We start from the raw sequence: 17,348 nt of genomic DNA on the forward strand, positions 1-17,348 counted from the left end.
GTTCCGTCGACAGTGCCCGGCATGCGGCAAAGCCGGCGATCGACAGCCGCGTCACCGGCGCTTCGGCGCCACCGGCGACCATCACGTCGGCATCGCCCCACATGATCAACCGGGCAGCATCGCCAATGGCGTGCGCGCCGGTCGAACAGGCCGTGACGACGGCATGGTTCGGGCCTTTCAGCCCGTGCCGGATCGAAACCTGCCCGGAGACGAGATTGATGATCTGGCCCGGGATGAAGAAAGGGCTGATGCGGCGCGGGCCGCGTTCCTTGAGGATCATCGCGTTCTCGGCGATGCCCTCGATGCCGCCGATGCCGGAGCCGATCAGGACGCCGGTGGCACACCGCTCTTCATGCGTCTTGGGTTCCCAGCCGGAATCCTTCAGCGCCTCGTCGGCGGCGGCAATCCCGTAAAGGATGAAGTCGCCGATCTTGCGCAGTTCCTTGGGCTCGAGCACGGCCTCGGGATTGAAGGTGGCATTGCTGCCGTCACCACGCGGAATGACGTGGGCGATCTTGCAGGCAAGATCCTCCACCTCGAACTCAGTGATGCGCTTGGCAGCGCTGCGGCCGGTCAGAAGCTCCTTCCAGCTGTGCTCGAAGCCCATGCCGAACGGCGACAGCAACCCAAGGCCCGTGACGACGACACGCCTCATCGCAGGTCCTCCCCGGTGATGACTGCGGAAAGCGTCAGGCCGAAGCCTTGTCGATGTACTTCACGGCATCGCCAACGGTCAGGATGGTCTCAGCCGCATCGTCGGGAATCTCGACGCCGAATTCTTCTTCGAACGCCATGACGAGTTCGACCGTGTCGAGGCTGTCGGCGCCCAGATCATCGATGAAGCTCGCCTGCTCCGTCACTTTGTCGGCATCGACGCCAAGGTGCTCGATGACGATCTTCTTGACGCGCTCTGCGGTGTCACTCATTTGGGCATCCTCGTCTTTTGTTTGTCTGTCTTCGTTAGCGGGCAGAATGCCGCTAATCAAGCTGAAAGATGGTCCTGCCGGAAACGCAACGACTACGGACCGGTTTTTGCCCGAACCGCCGGGTTGCGGGCCGCATTACACGAAAAATAGCTGAGGTCCAAGCCGAAATGGTCTCTTTTCACAACCCGCCGGCGTTGCTGCCGAACCTCGTCAAATCATAGCCATGCCGCCATTTACGTGGATGGTCTGGCCAGTGACGTAGGCGGCTTCGTTGGAGGCGAGATAAGCTACGGCGGACGCGACTTCAACGCTGGTACCCATGCGCCGCGTCGGGATCGCCGCCATGATCGCCTCTTTCTGCTTGTCGTTGAGCTTGTCGGTCATCGCCGATTCGATGAAGCCCGGGGCGACGCAGTTGACGGTGATGTTGCGGGTGGCGATCTCCTGTGCCAGCGATTTGGAGAAGCCGATCATGCCGGCCTTTGAGGCGCAGTAATTGGTCTGGCCGGGATTGCCGGTGATGCCGACCACCGAGGTGATGTTGATGATGCGGCCATGGCGGCGGCGCATCATCGGGTGGGTGAGTTCGCGGGTCAGCCTGAACACGGCGGTCAGGTTGACCTCGAGCACGCTGTCCCAGTCGGCATCCGACATGCGCACGAACAGGCCGTCCTTGGTGATGCCGGCGTTGTTGACCAGGATGTCGACGCCTTCGAGATCGGCTTCGGCTTTCTGGCCGAGCGCCTTGACCTCCTCACGGTTGGCCAAATTGGCCGGGAACAGCTTGACCCGGTCGCCAAGCTCGCTAGCCAGCGCTTCCAGTTTCTCGACGCGGGTGCCATGCAGGCCGACGATCGCGCCCTGCGCATGCAGCATCCTGGCGATCGCCTCGCCGATGCCGCCGGATGCGCCGGTGACGAGCGCCTTGCGGCCAGTCAATTCGAACATTTTTGTCTCCTGATTGAGAAGAGAACACCCTTTACAGGGATGGGATCAAATGACGCTTTATGCAAGCGCCGCCATGGCCGCCTCGACGTCAGCCGCGGTGCCGACCGACGCGGTGGCGACATCGCGGTTGATGCGCCGCGCCAATCCTGAAAGCACCTTGCCGGCGCCGATCTCGTAAAGCGTGGTGACGCCGTTTGCGCCGAACCATTCCACCGTCTCGCGCCAACGCACGCGGCCGGTTATCTGTTCGACCAGGCGGCGGGCGATCTCGTCTGGATCGCTGGTCGGGCTGACCGTGACATTGGAGAGGACGGGAACCACCGGCGCGTTCTTTGCCACGCCGGCCAGGGCTTCGCGCATGACGTTCGCGGCCGGCGCCATCAGCGCGGAATGGAAGGGCGCGGACACCTGCAGCATCAGCGCGCGTTTGGCGCCTTTCTCGGTGCACAGTTTCGCGGCCAGTTCGACCGCGGCCTTGGCGCCGGAGATGACCAGTTGGCCACCGCCATTGTCGTTGGCGATCTGGCAGACAGAGCCTTTGGCGGCTTCCGCGCAAGCGGCTTCGACATCGGCCTGTTCCAATCCGATGATCGCCGCCATGGCGCCCTCGCCGGCCGGCACCGCCGCCTGCATGGCATTGCCGCGTATGCGCAGCAACCGGGCGGCATCGGCAACCGAAACGAAGCCGGCAGCGGCCAACGCCGAATATTCGCCCAGCGAATGACCGGCGACATAGGCGATCTTGCCTTTCAGCGAGAAGCCGCGCGATTCCAGCGCCCGGATCGCGGCCAGCGACACCGCCATCAGCGCCGGCTGCGCGTTGGCGGTCAGCGTCAACGTCTCTTCCGGCCCTTCCCAGATCAGCTTCGACAGGTTTTCGCCGAGCGCATCGTCGACTTCCTGGAAGACCCTGCGCGCTTCGGGGAAGGCGCCGGCGAGATCCTTGCCCATGCCGACCGCCTGGCTGCCTTGTCCGGGAAAGGTGAATGCAACGGCCATGCGAGGGCTCCCAAGGGCTGGTTTTGCTTGCCTGAAGACGGGTTTTTCTTGCCTGTGACGCATGGCGGGGCGCCAAGTCAAGCCCGGTTCGACCCTGCCCGAGGGCAGCCTCGTCCGCCGAGTGCCTGTTGCGAAAGGGTTTTTGGCGATCACTCCTGATGAAAACCGCTCACGATTCGTTTGCTGGCTCTTCTTATTTCCGTTACAGGCGCTAGCTTTGCGTGACAATTCCATGACAATCGAGTGACGTGCTTGTCGCTGGGTGGGGAAGTTAAAGTGGCAAAGAGTTACAAACGCACCGGCAAGGCTGCGCCACAGTTCCTGGAAGACGACCCTTCCACCGGCTATCTGCCGGGCAGGAGATGGCCGGTCGTGCGCTATGGGCTGATCAGCCTGGCGATCGCCGCTATCCTGGTGTTTGCCATCGAACTGATCGTGCGCGGCGATTTTGCCGGAACCATCTCCTTCTTCCTGCAGCCGTTCAAGCCGGGCTGGACCACCATCGTCGTGTTTGCGCTGCTCCTGATCGGCTTCGATGCGGTGCTCGGCCGCAGCCACCAGAGCCTAATGATCGTCGCGCCGCTGACCTTGTCGCTTGCTTTCGTCGGTCACCAGAAGTCGCACTATCTCGGCGATCCGCTCTATCCGACCGATTTCCTCTATGCCCGCCAGATCTTCGCGCTGCTGCCGCTTTTGGTACGCGAACGGCCGATGACCGCGCTTGCCATGGTCGTCGGCATCGTCGCCGGCCTGTCGCTGCTCGTCTACGGCTGGCGGCTATGGCGCCGCAAGGTTCCCGCACTCAGCCGCAAGGGGCGCCTTGCGCGGCTGACGCTGGCAGTGCCGCTGCTCGCCTTCTTCGTTTCGATCATGGACTACGCCACCTTCTCCTGGACCAGGGATCGGCTGCAGATCATCCCGATCATGTGGGACCAGAAGGAAAACTATGCCTCCAACGGCTTTGCGCTGGCCTTTGCCCTCAACGTGCCAATGGCGCATGTCTCGGCGCCGCCGGGCTATTCCGACAAGGCGATCGCAGCGATAGCCAGGCCTGATGTGACCGCCTCGGTGCCGGCCGAGAAGCCGGACATCATCATCGTCATGAGCGAATCCTTCTGGGATCCGACCAAGTTGCCTGGCGTCACCATCACGCCAGATCCAATCCCCAATGTGCGGGCGCTGCGCTCGGGCTCGATGTTCTCGCCGGAGTTCGGCGGCATGACCGCCAATATCGAGTTCGAGGCGCTGACCGGCTTCTCCAACGCGTTCCTGCCGGCAGGCAGCATCCCCTATCAGCAATATGTGCGCACGCCGACGCCTTCGCTCGCGACCTTCCTGAAGAGCCAGGGTTACCGGGCGCGCGCCATCCATCCCGGCACCAACTGGTTCTGGAACCGTGGCGCGGTCTATGCCGATTTCGGCTTCAACGATTTCAAGTCGGAAGAGACGCTGCCGCCAATGCAAAAGCGCGGGCCACTGGCATCGGATGCGGCGATGACCGACGAGATCATCAGCGAGGCCGACGCCAGCGACGAGCCGGTGTTCTTCTTTGCGGTCAGCCTGCAAAACCACGGTCCCTACGAGCCGAACCGCTATTACAATCCCACGCATAGGGTGCAGGCGCCGATCAGCCAGTGGGCGCGCGAATCGCTACTCAGCTACGCCGAGGGCTCAGCCGATGCCGATCGCGGCCTCGAACGCCTCGTCGAATGGGCCAAGAAACGCTCCCGCCCCACCGTAATCGCCTTCTTCGGCGACCATCTGCCGCCGCTGGGGCCGGTCTATGTCGAAACCGGCTTCCTCAAGGACAATGTCGCGCCGCGCAAGGAAGCGTCGCCCGAGGCTGCTCTCGAGCATCACGAGACGCCGCTGGTCATCTGGTCGAACCGCACCGGGCCGGCTGAGCAGATGGGTGCCGTCAGCCCAGCCTTCCTGCCCTATCATATCCTGAAAACGGCCGGAATCAGCCATCCCTACTACACCGGCTTCCTGGGCGAGATGAGCGAACGCTACCGTGTCGTCGACCGCAATCTTCTGCTGACGCCGGCTGGCGAAGCCACCCCCGATTGGGCGCGGCAGAAGGAGATCGACCCGGCGATCCGCGATTTCCGCCTGCTGCAGTACGATATGATGTTCGGCAAGCGTCAGGCAGCGCCTGACTTCTTCCCCGAAACGGTCGACAAGGACAAAGTTGTCGCCCATACGAGTTGAGCCCAACGATCCCTCAGGCTCGTCTGTGTCGGATCGCGCGTTCAGTTCGTCAATTGCAGCTTCGAGAACTTGTTGGCGATCTGCTGGAAAACGTCCGGCAATTTGGTCGGATCGTTAACTGCATAATAGCCGCTCGGATCAGAAGCGCAGGCGCTGTAAAGCGCGCGGTTGGCCGCGGTGTCGGATTGCAGCACCATGGTGTAGATTTGCACGCCCTCGTTCTTCAATTGCGTGCAGACGCTTTTGGTCCAGCCGTCGACATTGCGTGCCGCCGTCGTCTGGTTATCCGATCCGAAACGGCCGCCGGCCAGATAGCCATATGATGTGTAGTCAGATTTCGTCGGCTGTTGGCTGGCGCCATAGACGACGTTTTCGCCGTCGGTGAGCAACAGCACGATCTTGCTGATACCGGGCGTCTTCCACGGCGCTCCATCGGTGTAGGGCGCGGCGGGCGACAGCACCCGCATACCCCATGACAGGCCCTCGGAGACATTGGTGCCCGAACCGTTCCACTCGGTCATCTGACTGGCTGCCTTGCGCAGCTTGTCGAAATCGTCGGTCAGGGGGACCACCGGAGTCGGACACGCACGGTTCGGGCCGATAGTGATGGGAGAGCCGGTCTCGGTGATGAGTTCCTTGGCGGGCGCAACATATTTGGCGATCTTTTCCCTGGCAGCCCTGTCATCGGGCGACAGAAGTTCGATCAGATTGCCGAGCAGGTTGCTGAGATCAATGCCCAGGATGTTGATGCCCGACTGGGCAAGCCTGGTTTTGTCGCTGACATCGTTGAGATAGGAGTTGTTGTAGTATTTATCCGAATTGCCATAGGAGCCAGACGGCTTTTGGGCGTCTTCGGGATCATCCGGCGCAAAGTACGGCACGAACAGCGTGTCGGGCTTGGCCGTGTCGGGTGGCGTGTCGGAGATATTGTAAGCGCCTGGCCGCGCCTCGACACAACCCTTCCATCCGGTGCCATTCCATCCGGCATCGGTCCATCCGGTCTTCTTGAGCTGTTTGAAAAGCGCCATGTGGTTCGGCCGCTTGCCGTCGATGACGGGAAAATTGACGCCGTTGGTTGAGGACTTGCCGTCCATGTCGATCCAGGACGGGTCGAAGCCGTCGCCATTGACGTTGACGGCGGTTACGAATGGAACCAGCGAGGCGCGGATCTTGCGCGTCGGCGATTTCGCCGCTTCGAGCGTGTCGAGCAACGATTTTGTCGCCGTCCTCAGCGCCGTCATGCGCGCGCCGGCCATCGAGCCGGTGTTGTCCAGTACCAGCACGACTTCGAGCTGGTTGTTCGATTCGACCGCCGAGGCATCGACCACGATGTGCTTGCTGTCGCCGAACAGGAAGGCGAAGTTGAGATTGACGTCCGCCGAGGCAACCGCCTTTGTCTTGACGAAGTTGACGCCCTTGTCGACAGTCAGCGTCGCCTGCGCATTGCCGAGCTCGCCATGACCGACGATGTTGGCCTGGAAATAGCGGTTGAAAGCGTCATTGCGGGAGATGTCGAGATCGCCAAGGTGCGAAGAAGCAAGATTTGCCGAATCGAGAGCGTTCTGCAGATTGCTCTTGGCCCGCATAAGGGTCGAGACATCGGTTGCGAAAGCGACTGCCGTCAGGATGACCGGCAAACCCAGTCCCAGCACAAGCGTGAAATTGCCGCTCTTCGAGCGCCAGAATTTGTTGAAAAGCATCCTTACCCCCGGAAATGCTTGCCGCTTTTGCGCGGTTGTCCGGGCTTTTGCGCCTTCCATGATGAATCGACCGTTGATGGCCAGGCTTCAACTCCACACAACCTGCTGGTGTGGTTAAGACGTGGTTGCCGGAAACCACAACTCCGACCGTTGCTGCTCCCCGATCATCGGCTATGACACACGGGAATGCCGCTTGCGCTTGCTTTGCGGCCGGATTGCTGTATAGACGCCCGCAATCTGCCGGTCCTTGCTGGGGGCTGAACGGAGGGCCGGAGGTTTTTCAGAACCTTCGTGTGAAGCCGGAAGTGCTTCCGCCTCCCGTGTCTCCGCTCTCGACCGTCTCGTCATGCTCCTTTCTTCCCCCTGCCCCTTCGAGGGTTTGCGGGTCAGAGAAGTTGCAGAGGCTTTTGCCGCCGGGAACCGGGAGAGAAACGAAGAAAGGCATAGGACATAATGGCTCTTTACGAACATGTGTTTCTTGCCCGGCAGGACCTCTCGCAGCAGCAGGTCGATGCGCTTGTCGAACAGTACAAGGGTGTCATCTCCGCTAATGGCGGGTCCGTCGGCCGGGTCGAGAACTGGGGACTGAAGTCCCTCACCTACCGGGTCAACAAGAACCGGAAGGCTTACTACACGCTGATGGACCTGAATTGCCCGGCTGCCGCGCTCAACGAGATGGAGCGCCAGATGGGCCTGTCCGAGGACGTGCTGCGTTTCCTGACCATCAAGGTCGAGGCGCATGAGGAAGGCCCGTCGGCCATGATGCAGAAGCGCGAAGAGCGCTCGGAACGCGGCGGCTTCGGCGACCGTGACCGTGGCGATCGTGGTCCACGTTCGTTCGGCGATCGTGATCGCGGCGACCGTGGCGATCGTCCGCCGCGCTCGTTCGGCGACGCTGGTGCCGATCGTGGCCCGCGCCGTCCGCGCGAAGGCTTTGAAGGGGGTGCAGAATAATGGTCGACATCAATCAGATCCCGACCCGGCGCCCGTTCCATCGCCGCCGCAAGACCTGCCCGTTCTCCGGCGCCAACGCGCCCAAGATCGACTACAAGGACGTGCGTCTGCTGCAGCGCTACATTTCTGAGCGCGGCAAGATCGTGCCGTCGCGCATCACCGCCGTCAGCCAGAAGAAGCAGCGCGAACTCGCCAAGGCGATCAAGCGCGCCCGCTTCCTCGGCCTGCTGCCCTACGTGGTTCGCTAATATCTCAAATGCGGGCGGTTCGCCGCCCGCTCTTCTCCCACGGCGACGGGCGCCGCAGGGCCGAACATCAAATCCCGGGTTGAGGTCAAAACCTCTAACTGCCGCAACAGGCAGGACAGCGACACCAGCGCCAAAGGCGCTCAAGCTTCCTGACCTGTTCCCAAGACATTCAGCGTCGATCTCATCGATCGATTGGCGCCCAACCGAAGGAACAAAACCATGGACGTCATTCTTCTCGAACGCGTTTCCCGTCTCGGCCAGATGGGCGATACCGTCAAGGTCAAGGACGGCTTCGCCCGTAACTTCCTGCTGCCGCAGGGTAAGGCGCTGCGCGCCAACGAAGCCAACAAGAAGAAGTTCGAAGGCCAGCGCGCCCAACTCGAAGCCCGTAACCTCGAGCGCAAGTCGGAAGCAGCCCAGGTCGCCGAAAAGCTCGACGGCAAGAGCTTCATCGCCGTTCGCTCCGCCGGCGAAACCGGACAGCTTTACGGTTCCGTTTCGACCCGCGACATCGCCGATCTGCTGACGGCGGAAGGTTTCTCGATCAATCGCAACCAGATCCTGCTCAACCAGCCGATCAAGACCATCGGTGTCACCAATGTGGCGATCGCGCTGCATCCGGAAGTCGAGGTCACCGTCACGCTCAACATCGCTCGCACGGCCGACGAAGCCGAGCGCCAAGCCAAGGGCGAGACACTGACCACCGCCGAAGCCATCTATGGCGACGACATCAACGACAATGCCCGGCCGGAGAACTTCTTCGATCCGAACACCGAGTTCGAGGGCGACGAAGACAACGCCTGATCACACATCGCAAGACGATTGGACCGTGGGCTGATCACGACTTAACGCCAAGCTCCGATCACTTTGCCGTCATCCAGCCATGCTGGACCAATGCCCGGGCCCCTCGCCCGGGCATTTTTGTGCCAAATGGAACTTTTCGAACCCCTATATATTGTTGCAGACTATGGCGTCGCGCGTCCTTTGGCCGCGCAAAGCACGCTGTGCAACTTTGGTTCGGCGCAAGATCTTCGGGGAAATCGACACTGATTTTCGCGGTCACGCGCCAAGGCAGCCTGTCTGGCCGAGAGGGGACATTTGGTCATGAATATCCTGTTGAAGCGCGTTCTCGACCGCCTGGTGCGTACCGGCAATCTCAAGGTGACCGGTCCCAAGGGCTCGGCTGTGGTTTTCGGCGACGGCAGCGGCGAACCGGTGCACATGCACATCAAGACCGCGCATGCCGAGCGCGCCATCACCTTCGATCCGATGTTGGCGGTGCCTGAAGCCTACATGGACGGCGAACTCGACATTCTCGAAGGCGGCGTGCTGGGCGTGATGCGCATCGCCTTCCAGAACATGGGCAGCGGCGGCATCGACGCCACCTGGTCGAAGGCAATCGAAGGCTTGCGCCACGCCTTCCGCCGGCTGCAGCAGATCAACACCGCCTCGCGCTCGCGGCGCAACGTGCAGCGACACTACGATTTGTCGGGCGACCTCTACCGGCTCTTCCTCGACGAGGACATGCAATATTCCTGCGCCTATTTCGAGCAGCCGGACATGACGCTCGACGAAGCGCAGGCCGCCAAGAAACGCCACATCGCCGCCAAGCTCCGGCTGAAGGCCGGCCAGACGGTGCTCGACATCGGCTCCGGCTGGGGCGGGCTTGGCCTCTACCTCGCCAAGGCGTTCGACGTCGACGTGCAGGGCGTGACTCTGTCGACCGAGCAGCATGGCGTAGCCACCGACCGGGCGCACGCACAAGGGCTGGAAAGCCGCGTGCATTTCGAGCTGAAGGACTACCGCGAACTCAACGAGCGTTTCGACCGCATCGTCTCGGTCGGTATGTTCGAGCATGTCGGCGTCAACCACTACCGTACGTTCTTCGACAAGAGCGCGACGCTGCTCAAGCCCGATGGCGTGATGCTGTTGCACACGATCGGCCGTTCCGGCGTACCGTGGGCGACCAGCGCCTTCATCCGCAAATACATCTTCCCGGGCGGCTATATCCCTTCGCTCTCGGAAGTCATGCCGGCGATCGAAAAGTCGGGCCTGGTCGTCACCGACGTCGAGATCCTGCGGCTCCACTATGCCGATACGCTGAAGCACTGGGGCGTGCGCTTCGCCGCCAATCGCGACAAGGCCAAGGCGATCTATGACGAGCGTTTCTGCCGCATGTGGGAATTCTATCTGGCGGCCTCGGAAGCTGCCTTCCGCTGGCAGGATCTGGTGATCTTCCAGATCCAGATCGCCAAGAAGAACGACACGCTGCCGATGACACGCGACTACATGGCCAAATGCGAAAAAGCGCTTGAGATGCGCGACATGGGGCATCGTGAAACGGCTCCCGTCAAAAAGAGCCCGGCCGCCAAGCCGGCTCGCCGCCGCAAGGTTGCCGACCAGGAATAGCATTGCCGCTTGCCATTGCCGGCGCCTGCACTGAAAAAGGTCCCGTGACTGTCGCGGGACCTTTTTTTCATGACCTACGTCCTCTATGCCGCCGCCGCTCTGGCCGAGATCGCCGGCTGCTTTTCGTTCTGGGCCTGGTGGCGGCTGGATAAGTCGCCGCTTTGGCTTCTTCCCGGCCTCGCCTCGCTTGCCCTGTTCGGCTTCCTGCTGGCGCTGGTGGACATGTCAGCCGCCGGCCGCGCCTACGCCGCCTATGGCGGCATCTACATCGCGGCGTCGCTTGGCTGGCTGTGGCTGGTGGAGGGCGTTCGCCCCGACCGCTGGGATCTTGCCGGTGCCGCGCTCTGCATTGCCGGCGCTTCGGTGATCCTTCTCGTCCCGCGGGGCGCGTGAGATGGAGTTGCCGGCCTCCCTTCGCCAAGGTGTCGAGCGCCTGCTCGAAAACGTTCCGCTGGCGGTAATCAAGCAAGCGGCAAAAACGCTGTCCGACCGTTACCGTGCCGAGTTGCGCGACGGCCGTTTGCACATGGCCGAGGATCTGGCCGTGAAAGCCTATTTGGCGACGCGGCTGCCGGCGACCTATGCCGCGATCCGCGCCAGCCTCGACGCGCTGAGCGACGCAAAGCCCGGCTTTCAACCCAGGAGCCTGCTCGATGTCGGCGCCGGCCCTGGCACGGTGCTTTGGGCCACGACCGACCTGTGGCCCGATCTCGAACAGGCAGTGTTGTTCGAAGCCAGTGCCGCGGTGCGCAAAGTCGGCGAGACGCTTGCCGGCGACACAATTGTCGCCCAGACCAGATGGCTGGCCGGTGATGCCACCATCGACCTTGCCGACATCGAGCCGGCCGATCTGGTCACGTGCGCCTATGTGCTCGACGAAATCGCTCCCGCATCACTGCCGAAGCTCATCGACCGCCTCTGGCAACTCACCGCCGACACGCTGCTTGTGGTCGAGCCGGGCACCCCCGCCGGCTGGCAGCGCATCCTTGCCGTGCGCCGGCAGTTGATCGAGGCGGGCGCGCATGTGCTTGCGCCTTGCCCGCATCAGGCGCCCTGCCCGCTCACCGCGCCCGACTGGTGCCACTTTTCCCGCCGCGTCGCCCGCTCGCGCCTGCACCGGCTGGCCAAGGACGCCGACGTGCCGTGGGAAGATGAGAAATTCATCTATGTCGCGGCTTCTCGCGACGGACTCACATCACACCAGGCGCGGGTTGTTGCGCCGCCGAAATCCGGTTCCGGCAAGGTTCTGCTCAAACTTTGCCGGGACGACGGCACCGCCGCCGAGCGCTTGTTCACCAAGCGCGACGGCGCCGACTTCAAGCTGGCCCGGCGGCTGGACTGGGGCGACAGGCTGGCTTCCGAATAGACAGCAGCAGCGTTTGCGACCGCCTCGAAGAAAAATTTCGAAGCGATGTCGAATCCAGGCCGTGCCGTTCGACCATTGGCGTTCTCGGACCTTTCGAGACGCCAAGAGTGTCAAACGGCATCAGCCAATAGGAGAAACGCAATGAGCTATATCGCAGGATTTGTCGCCGCGGTGCCCGCCGCCAACAAGGAAGCTTACCGCAGGCATGTCGCCGAGGTGGCATCGGTGCTGAAGGAGTTCGGCACCACCCGCATGGTCGAAGGATGGGGCGACGACGTGCCCGGCGGCAAGATCACCGACTTCAAGGGAGCCGTGAAGGCAAAGCCGGATGAAGTCATCACCTTTTCATGGCACGAATACGCGGACAAGGCGGCGGCGGACGCGGCCTATCAGACGATGATGAGCGACCCGCGCATGGCGGAGATCGGCGCGTCCATGCCCTTTGACGGCAAGCGCATGATCATCGGTGGCTTCACGCCGTTCATCGACCAGAACACGACCGGCAAGACGGGCTATATCGATGGCTCGCTGGTGCCGGTGCCGGCCGCCAACAAGCAAGCATACCTTGCCGTGGCGGCGAAGCAGGCCGCGGTGATCAAAGAGCACGGCGCAATCCGCGTCGTCGAAGCGTGGGGCGACGATGTTCCCGACGGCAAGATCACCGATTACCGTGGCGCCGTAAAAGCGACGGGCGACGAGGTCGTCGTCTATGCCTGGGTCGAATGGCCGTCGAAGCAGGTGCGCGATGACGCCTGGAAAAAGGTGATTGCCGATCCGCGCATGTATGCCGACACCATGCCCTACGACAACCAGCGCCGGGTCCATGGCGGCTTTGCGCCGATCCTCGACGCCTGATCCCAAGAACCCTAGTTTTCGACAATCCTGGAAAAGGAAACCCACCATGCGTTACGCCTGTCTCATCTATTACCACCCCAAAACATTGTTCGGCGGCAGCCCGGAGGCCAATGCCGTGCTGGCCGAGTGCTCCGGATATGACGAGGTGCTCAAAGCCAGCGGCCACTTCGTAACCGCCGAGGCCCTGGTGCTGCCCGAGGAGGCAATGACCGTGCAGGTCCGCGACGGCAAGATGTCGACCGTCGACGGCCCGTTCATGGAGACCAAGGAGATCCTGGGCGGCATCATCGTCATCGAGGCCCGCGATCTCAACGAGGCGGTGCGAGTGGCGAGCGGCCATCCACTGGCAACGATCGGCTTTGTCGAAGTTCGCCCGGTCGTCGACTTCAGCCAGCCGCCGCCGGTCCTGTGAGCACCACCAGCCCCCGCGATGCCCTGGAGGCGGCCTACCGCACCGAGGCGCGGCGCGTGCTGGCGACCTTGATCCGCCTGCTCGGCGGTTTCGACGCGGCGGAGGAGGCCTTGCATGAGGCCTTCACTGCTGCCGCCGAGCAATGGCCGCGCCAGGGTGTGCCGGCCAACCCCTATTCCTGGCTGGTCTCGGCCGGCCGCTTCAGGACCATCGACCGCTGGCGCCGGGAAGCGCGGCTGGCCGGGGCCCTTCCCGAGCTCACGGCTTTGGCCGAGCCGACGCCGGAACCAGCCATGCCGGAAGACATCCAGGACGATGAATTGCGGCTCATCTTCGTCTGCTGCCATCCGGCGCTGGCGCCGGATGCACGCATCGCCCTGACCCTGCGCGAAGTGGGTGGTTTGACCACCGAAGAGATCGCCCGCGCCTATCTGACGCCTGCACCGACCATTGCGCAACGCATCGTGCGGGCCAAGGCGAAGATCCGGGACGAGGCGATCCCTTACGAGGTGCCCGACCGCGACGACCTGCCGGCGCGTCTCGAGAGTGCGCTGCAGGTGATCTACCTGATCTTCAACGAGGGTTACGCGGCAACCGAGGGGCCGAACCTGACGCGGGCCGATCTGTGCGCCGAGGCGATCCGGCTCGGCCGGCTGATGGTCGAACTGCTCGACCAGCCGGAGGCGCAAGGGCTGCTTGCCCTGATGCTGCTGCACGAGGCGCGGCGCGCGACGCGGGTCAATGCTAGCGGCGACCTTGTCCTGCTGGAGGATCAGGACCGCACGCTGTGGGACCGTTCGCTGATCGCCGAGGCCGACGGCCTGATCGGTCGGGCGATCGCCTCGCGCCGCATCGGACCGTATATCCTGCAGGCGGCCATTGCTTCCGTCCACGCCGAGGCGGCAGGCACGGCGGAGACCGACTGGGTACAGATCGTCGCGCTTTACGATGTGCTCGGCCGCGTCGACCCCTCACCGGTCGTGGCACTCAACCGCGCCGCGGCTATAGGCATGCGCGACGGCCCGCAGGCCGGACTGGCGGAAATCGAGGCGGTCATGGCACAAGGCGGGCTGGACGGCTACCATCTGGCGCACGCGGCGCGAGCAGACATGCAGCGCAGGCTTGGCTTGACCGAAGCGGCAAGGATTTCCTACCGGCGGGCGATCGAGTTGACCCGGCAACCGGCGGAACGCCGGTTCATCGAGGGGCGACTCGGTCAGCTTTGAGCGGGATGGCTGCACAGGGCACCATTCTTGTTTTCTCGTTTTGTTCTCCCTATAGATGCGCTACAATCGTTCTTTCGATTCGAGTCAATTGTGATTCTTTCCACCGAAAAAACTCGGCTGTGAATCGCGGGTATCAAAGCTGATTGGACAGGCACTGGTGCAGATAAGTCAGCATGGACTTGTCACGTTCTGATATCGAAAGGCCGGGATCGAAATCGGGGATATCATGGCAGAAGCAGCGCGAAAATTCGGCGTGGCGGAAACACCGCTTTATCGTGAAGCGCCCAACAACATCGAGGCCGAGCAAGCGCTGCTCGGCGCCATCCTCGTCAACAACGACGCCTTCTATCGCGTCTCGGACTTCCTCAAGGCCAGCCATTTCTACGAGCCGCTGCACCGCAAGATCTTCGAGGTGGCGTCCGAGTTCATCCGTATGGGCAAGGTCGCGACGCCGATCACGCTGAAAACCTTCCTGCCCGCCGACGAGAAGGTCGGCGACATGACGATGGCGCAATATGTCGTGCGGCTGGCGGTCGAGGCTGTGACCGTCGTCAACGCCACCGACTATGGCCGTGCCATCTACGATCTTGCGACGCGCCGCGCGCTGATCACGGTCGGCGAGGACATGGTCAACATCGCCTATGACGCGCCCGTCGACATGGCGCCCGGCGAACAGATCGAGGATGCCGAGCGGCGGCTGTTCGAGCTGGCCGAAAACGGCCGCTACGACGGCGGTTTCGAAAGCTTTTCCGATGCGTTGAAGAATGCCGTGGACATGGCCAGCGCGGCCTATATGCGCGATGGCCACCTGTCCGGCATTGCCACCGGCCTGCGCGATCTTGATCATCGTATGGGCGGGCTGCAGCCGTCGGATTTGATCATCATCGCCGGCCGCCCAGGCATGGGCAAGACGTCGCTGGCAACCAACATCGCCTACAACATCGCGGCCGCCTATGAGCCCGCCCAACAGGCCGACGGCTCGGTTAAGGCGGCCAATGGCGGCGTCGTCGGCTTCTTCTCGCTCGAAATGTCGTCGGAGCAGCTGGCCACCCGCATCATCTCCGAGCAGACCGAGATCCCATCGTCGAAAATCAGGCGTGGCGACCTGACCGAGGCCGATTTCGGCAAGCTCGTCGCCTACACACAGGAGAACCACAAACGCCCACTCTACATCGACCAGACGGGTGGTATTTCCATTGCCCAGCTCGCGGCTCGCGCGCGCCGCCTCAAGCGCCAGCGCGGGCTGGATCTGATGGTTATCGACTATATCCAGCTGATGCAGGGTTCGTCCGCCAAGGCATCGCAGAACCGCGTCCAGGAAATCACCGAGATCACCACCGGGCTGAAGGCGCTCGGCAAGGAGCTGGGCGTGCCGATCATCGCCCTCTCACAGCTCTCGCGTCAGGTCGAAAGCCGCGACGACAAACATCCTCAGCTGTCCGACCTGCGCGAATCGGGTTCGATCGAGCAGGATGCCGACGTGGTGCTGTTCGTGTACCGCGAGGAATATTACATCAAGAACAAGGAGCCGGAGAAAGGCACGCCCGAGCATCTCGCCTGGGAGACGAAGATGGTCGAGGTCCAGGGCAAGGCCGAAGTGATCATCGCCAAGCAGCGCCACGGACCGACCGGCACCGTCAGCCTTGCCTTCCAGGGCGAGTTCACCCGCTTCTCCGACCTCGCCGAGGAGCATCATCTGCCGGAAAGGTTCGAGTGACCTATTGAGACAGGTCTCGTTCCTTGGCGCCCCCCTCTGTCCTGCCGGACATCTCCCCCTCCAGGGGGGAGATTGGATGTCATCGATCCTTTCGCCAATTTTTGGCGTTGAAAAGAAGGCGCAAGGGCTGAAGCTGCAAATCTCCCCCCTCGAGGGGGAGATGGCCGGCAGGCCAGAGGGGGGCGCTGCCCCGCCAGCCTGTCACCACGTGGCGTTCCTCTAATGGCAAAATCCCGCGTCCAATTCATCTGCCAGAGTTGCGGATCGGTGCATCAGCGCTGGGCCGGCAAATGCGATGCCTGCGGCGAGTGGAACACGCTGGTCGAGGAAGGCACGTCCGGCGGCATCGGCTCAGGACCAGCCAACACGCGCAACGCCCGCAAGGGACGCGCGGTGGTGCTGACCACGCTGTCCGGCGATATCGAGGACGCGCCACGCATCATCTCAGGCATCGGCGAACTCGATCGCGCCACCGGCGGTGGTTTCGTGCGCGGCTCGGCGCTGCTGGTCGGCGGCGACCCAGGCATCGGCAAGTCGACCCTGCTCACCCAGGCGGCCGCGGCACTGGCGTCAAAAGGACACCGCATCGTCTATGTCTCGGGCGAAGAGGCGGTCGCGCAGATCAGGCTGCGGGCGCAGCGGCTTGGCGTCGCCTCCTCTCCGGTGGAACTTGCCGCCGAGACCAATGTCGAGGACATCCTGGCGACGATCGCCGACGGCAAGCGGCCTGATCTCGTCATCCTGGATTCGATCCAGACGCTGTGGACCGACCTTGCCGATTCGGCGCCGGGCACCGTTACCCAGGTGCGCGCCGCCGCCCAGGCGATGATCCGCTACGCGAAATCCACGGGTGCTGCGATCGTGCTGGTCGGCCATGTCACCAAGGAAGGCCAGATCGCCGGGCCGCGTGTCGTCGAGCATATGGTCGACGCCGTGCTCTACTTCGAAGGCGAAGGCGGCCACCATTACCGCATCCTGCGCACGGTGAAGAACCGTTTTGGCCCGACCGACGAGATCGGCGTCTTCGAAATGTCGGACAAGGGCCTGCGCGAGGTCGCCAATCCGTCCGAGCTTTTCCTTGGCGAGCGCCATGCAAAATCGCCCGGGGCCGCGGTTTTCGCCGGCATGGAGGGGACAAGGCCGGTGCTGGTCGAGATCCAGGCACTGGTCGCACCCTCCTCGCTCGGCACGCCGCGCCGCGCCGTCGTCGGCTGGGACGGCGCCCGGCTGTCGATGATCCTGGCGGTTCTCGAAGCCCATTGCGGCGTGCGATTCGGCAGCCACGATGTCTATCTCAATGTCGCCGGAGGCTACCGGATTTCGGAGCCCGCGGCCGATCTGGCAGTGGCGGACGCCCTGGTTTCCGCTCTCACCGGT

17 protein-coding genes are annotated in these 17,348 nt (G+C 63.0%); 12 read left to right on the plus strand and 5 right to left on the minus strand.

Going from position 1 to position 17,348, the window contains the following annotated elements:
- From EOB80_RS35675 to fabD, 4 genes are all read right to left on the minus strand, one after another.
- Positions 1-655, minus strand: a 655-nt coding sequence (locus EOB80_RS35675) for a beta-ketoacyl synthase N-terminal-like domain-containing protein (protein WP_281058123.1), incomplete at its 3' end; no start/stop codon positions are given.
- Between the two features lie 34 nt (positions 656-689).
- Positions 690-926 carry an acyl carrier protein gene (locus EOB80_RS31420; protein ID WP_006203723.1) on the minus strand — a complete coding sequence of 79 codons (237 nt, stop codon included), beginning with the start codon at positions 924-926 and terminating at the stop codon, positions 690-692.
- A gap of 210 nt (positions 927-1,136) precedes the next feature.
- Positions 1,137-1,874: a 3-oxoacyl-[acyl-carrier-protein] reductase gene (fabG, locus tag EOB80_RS31425; RefSeq protein WP_127331789.1), complete on the minus strand. Its 738-nt coding sequence runs from the start codon at positions 1,872-1,874 to the stop codon at positions 1,137-1,139.
- Between the two features lie 57 nt (positions 1,875-1,931).
- Positions 1,932-2,873, minus strand: coding sequence for an ACP S-malonyltransferase (gene fabD / locus EOB80_RS31430; RefSeq protein WP_127331791.1), 942 nt, complete (start codon positions 2,871-2,873; stop codon positions 1,932-1,934).
- A 276-nt stretch (positions 2,874-3,149) separates the two neighbouring features.
- Here fabD and EOB80_RS31435 point away from each other — a divergent pair, with 276 nt between their 5' ends.
- Positions 3,150-5,084 (plus strand): LTA synthase family protein, encoded by a 1,935-nt coding sequence (locus tag EOB80_RS31435; RefSeq protein WP_164762794.1) that lies wholly within the window; start codon positions 3,150-3,152, stop codon positions 5,082-5,084.
- A 41-nt stretch (positions 5,085-5,125) separates the two neighbouring features.
- Here EOB80_RS31435 and EOB80_RS31440 read toward each other — a convergent pair whose 3' ends face one another.
- The gene (locus EOB80_RS31440) at positions 5,126-6,784 is read right to left on the minus strand and encodes a pilus assembly protein (RefSeq protein ID WP_127331795.1); all 1,659 of its coding nucleotides are present in this window, start codon (positions 6,782-6,784) and stop codon (positions 5,126-5,128) included.
- A 453-nt stretch (positions 6,785-7,237) separates the two neighbouring features.
- Between EOB80_RS31440 and rpsF the strand changes: the two genes are divergently transcribed.
- The 11 genes from rpsF to radA form a co-directional block, all read left to right on the plus strand.
- Positions 7,238-7,738 (plus strand): 30S ribosomal protein S6, encoded by a 501-nt coding sequence (gene rpsF / locus EOB80_RS31445; protein WP_013532520.1) that lies wholly within the window; start codon positions 7,238-7,240, stop codon positions 7,736-7,738.
- Positions 7,738-7,986: a 30S ribosomal protein S18 gene (rpsR, locus tag EOB80_RS31450; protein ID WP_006203718.1), complete on the plus strand. Its 249-nt coding sequence runs from the start codon at positions 7,738-7,740 to the stop codon at positions 7,984-7,986. Before rpsF ends, rpsR begins: the two co-directional genes overlap by 1 nt.
- A gap of 219 nt (positions 7,987-8,205) precedes the next feature.
- Positions 8,206-8,790 carry a 50S ribosomal protein L9 gene (rplI, locus tag EOB80_RS31455; protein WP_013532521.1) on the plus strand — a complete coding sequence of 195 codons (585 nt, stop codon included), beginning with the start codon at positions 8,206-8,208 and terminating at the stop codon, positions 8,788-8,790.
- 300 nt (positions 8,791-9,090) lie between these two features.
- Complete coding sequence (locus EOB80_RS31460) at positions 9,091-10,395, plus strand: cyclopropane-fatty-acyl-phospholipid synthase family protein (RefSeq protein WP_127272489.1); 1,305 nt, start codon at positions 9,091-9,093, stop codon at positions 10,393-10,395.
- 69 nt (positions 10,396-10,464) lie between these two features.
- A complete protein-coding gene (locus tag EOB80_RS31465) occupies positions 10,465-10,788 on the plus strand; it encodes a YnfA family protein (RefSeq protein WP_127322260.1) in 324 nt (107 codons plus the stop codon).
- Between the two features lies 1 nt (position 10,789).
- The gene (locus tag EOB80_RS31470; protein WP_127331797.1) at positions 10,790-11,761 is read left to right on the plus strand and encodes a small ribosomal subunit Rsm22 family protein; all 972 of its coding nucleotides are present in this window, start codon (positions 10,790-10,792) and stop codon (positions 11,759-11,761) included.
- Between the two features lie 141 nt (positions 11,762-11,902).
- Complete coding sequence (locus tag EOB80_RS31475) at positions 11,903-12,616, plus strand: DUF1428 domain-containing protein (protein ID WP_127322258.1); 714 nt, start codon at positions 11,903-11,905, stop codon at positions 12,614-12,616.
- A 46-nt stretch (positions 12,617-12,662) separates the two neighbouring features.
- Positions 12,663-13,028 carry a YciI family protein gene (locus tag EOB80_RS31480; protein WP_027037981.1) on the plus strand — a complete coding sequence of 122 codons (366 nt, stop codon included), beginning with the start codon at positions 12,663-12,665 and terminating at the stop codon, positions 13,026-13,028.
- Entirely contained in the window at positions 13,025-14,254 is a 1,230-nt protein-coding gene (locus tag EOB80_RS31485; RefSeq protein WP_127331799.1) for an RNA polymerase sigma factor, read from the plus strand. The genes EOB80_RS31480 and EOB80_RS31485 overlap by 4 nt, the downstream gene beginning before the upstream one ends.
- Positions 14,255-14,480: 226 nt before the next feature.
- Entirely contained in the window at positions 14,481-15,971 is a 1,491-nt protein-coding gene (locus tag EOB80_RS31490; RefSeq protein ID WP_126068580.1) for a replicative DNA helicase, read from the plus strand.
- Positions 15,972-16,193: 222 nt separating this feature from the next.
- Positions 16,194-17,348 (plus strand): DNA repair protein RadA (gene radA / locus EOB80_RS31500; RefSeq protein ID WP_127331801.1); only part of this gene is annotated, 1,155 nt, incomplete at its 3' end.

The sequence above is a fragment of the Mesorhizobium sp. M7A.F.Ca.MR.245.00.0.0 genome (assembly GCF_003997415.1).
Lineage (GTDB): Bacteria > Pseudomonadota > Alphaproteobacteria > Rhizobiales > Rhizobiaceae > Mesorhizobium.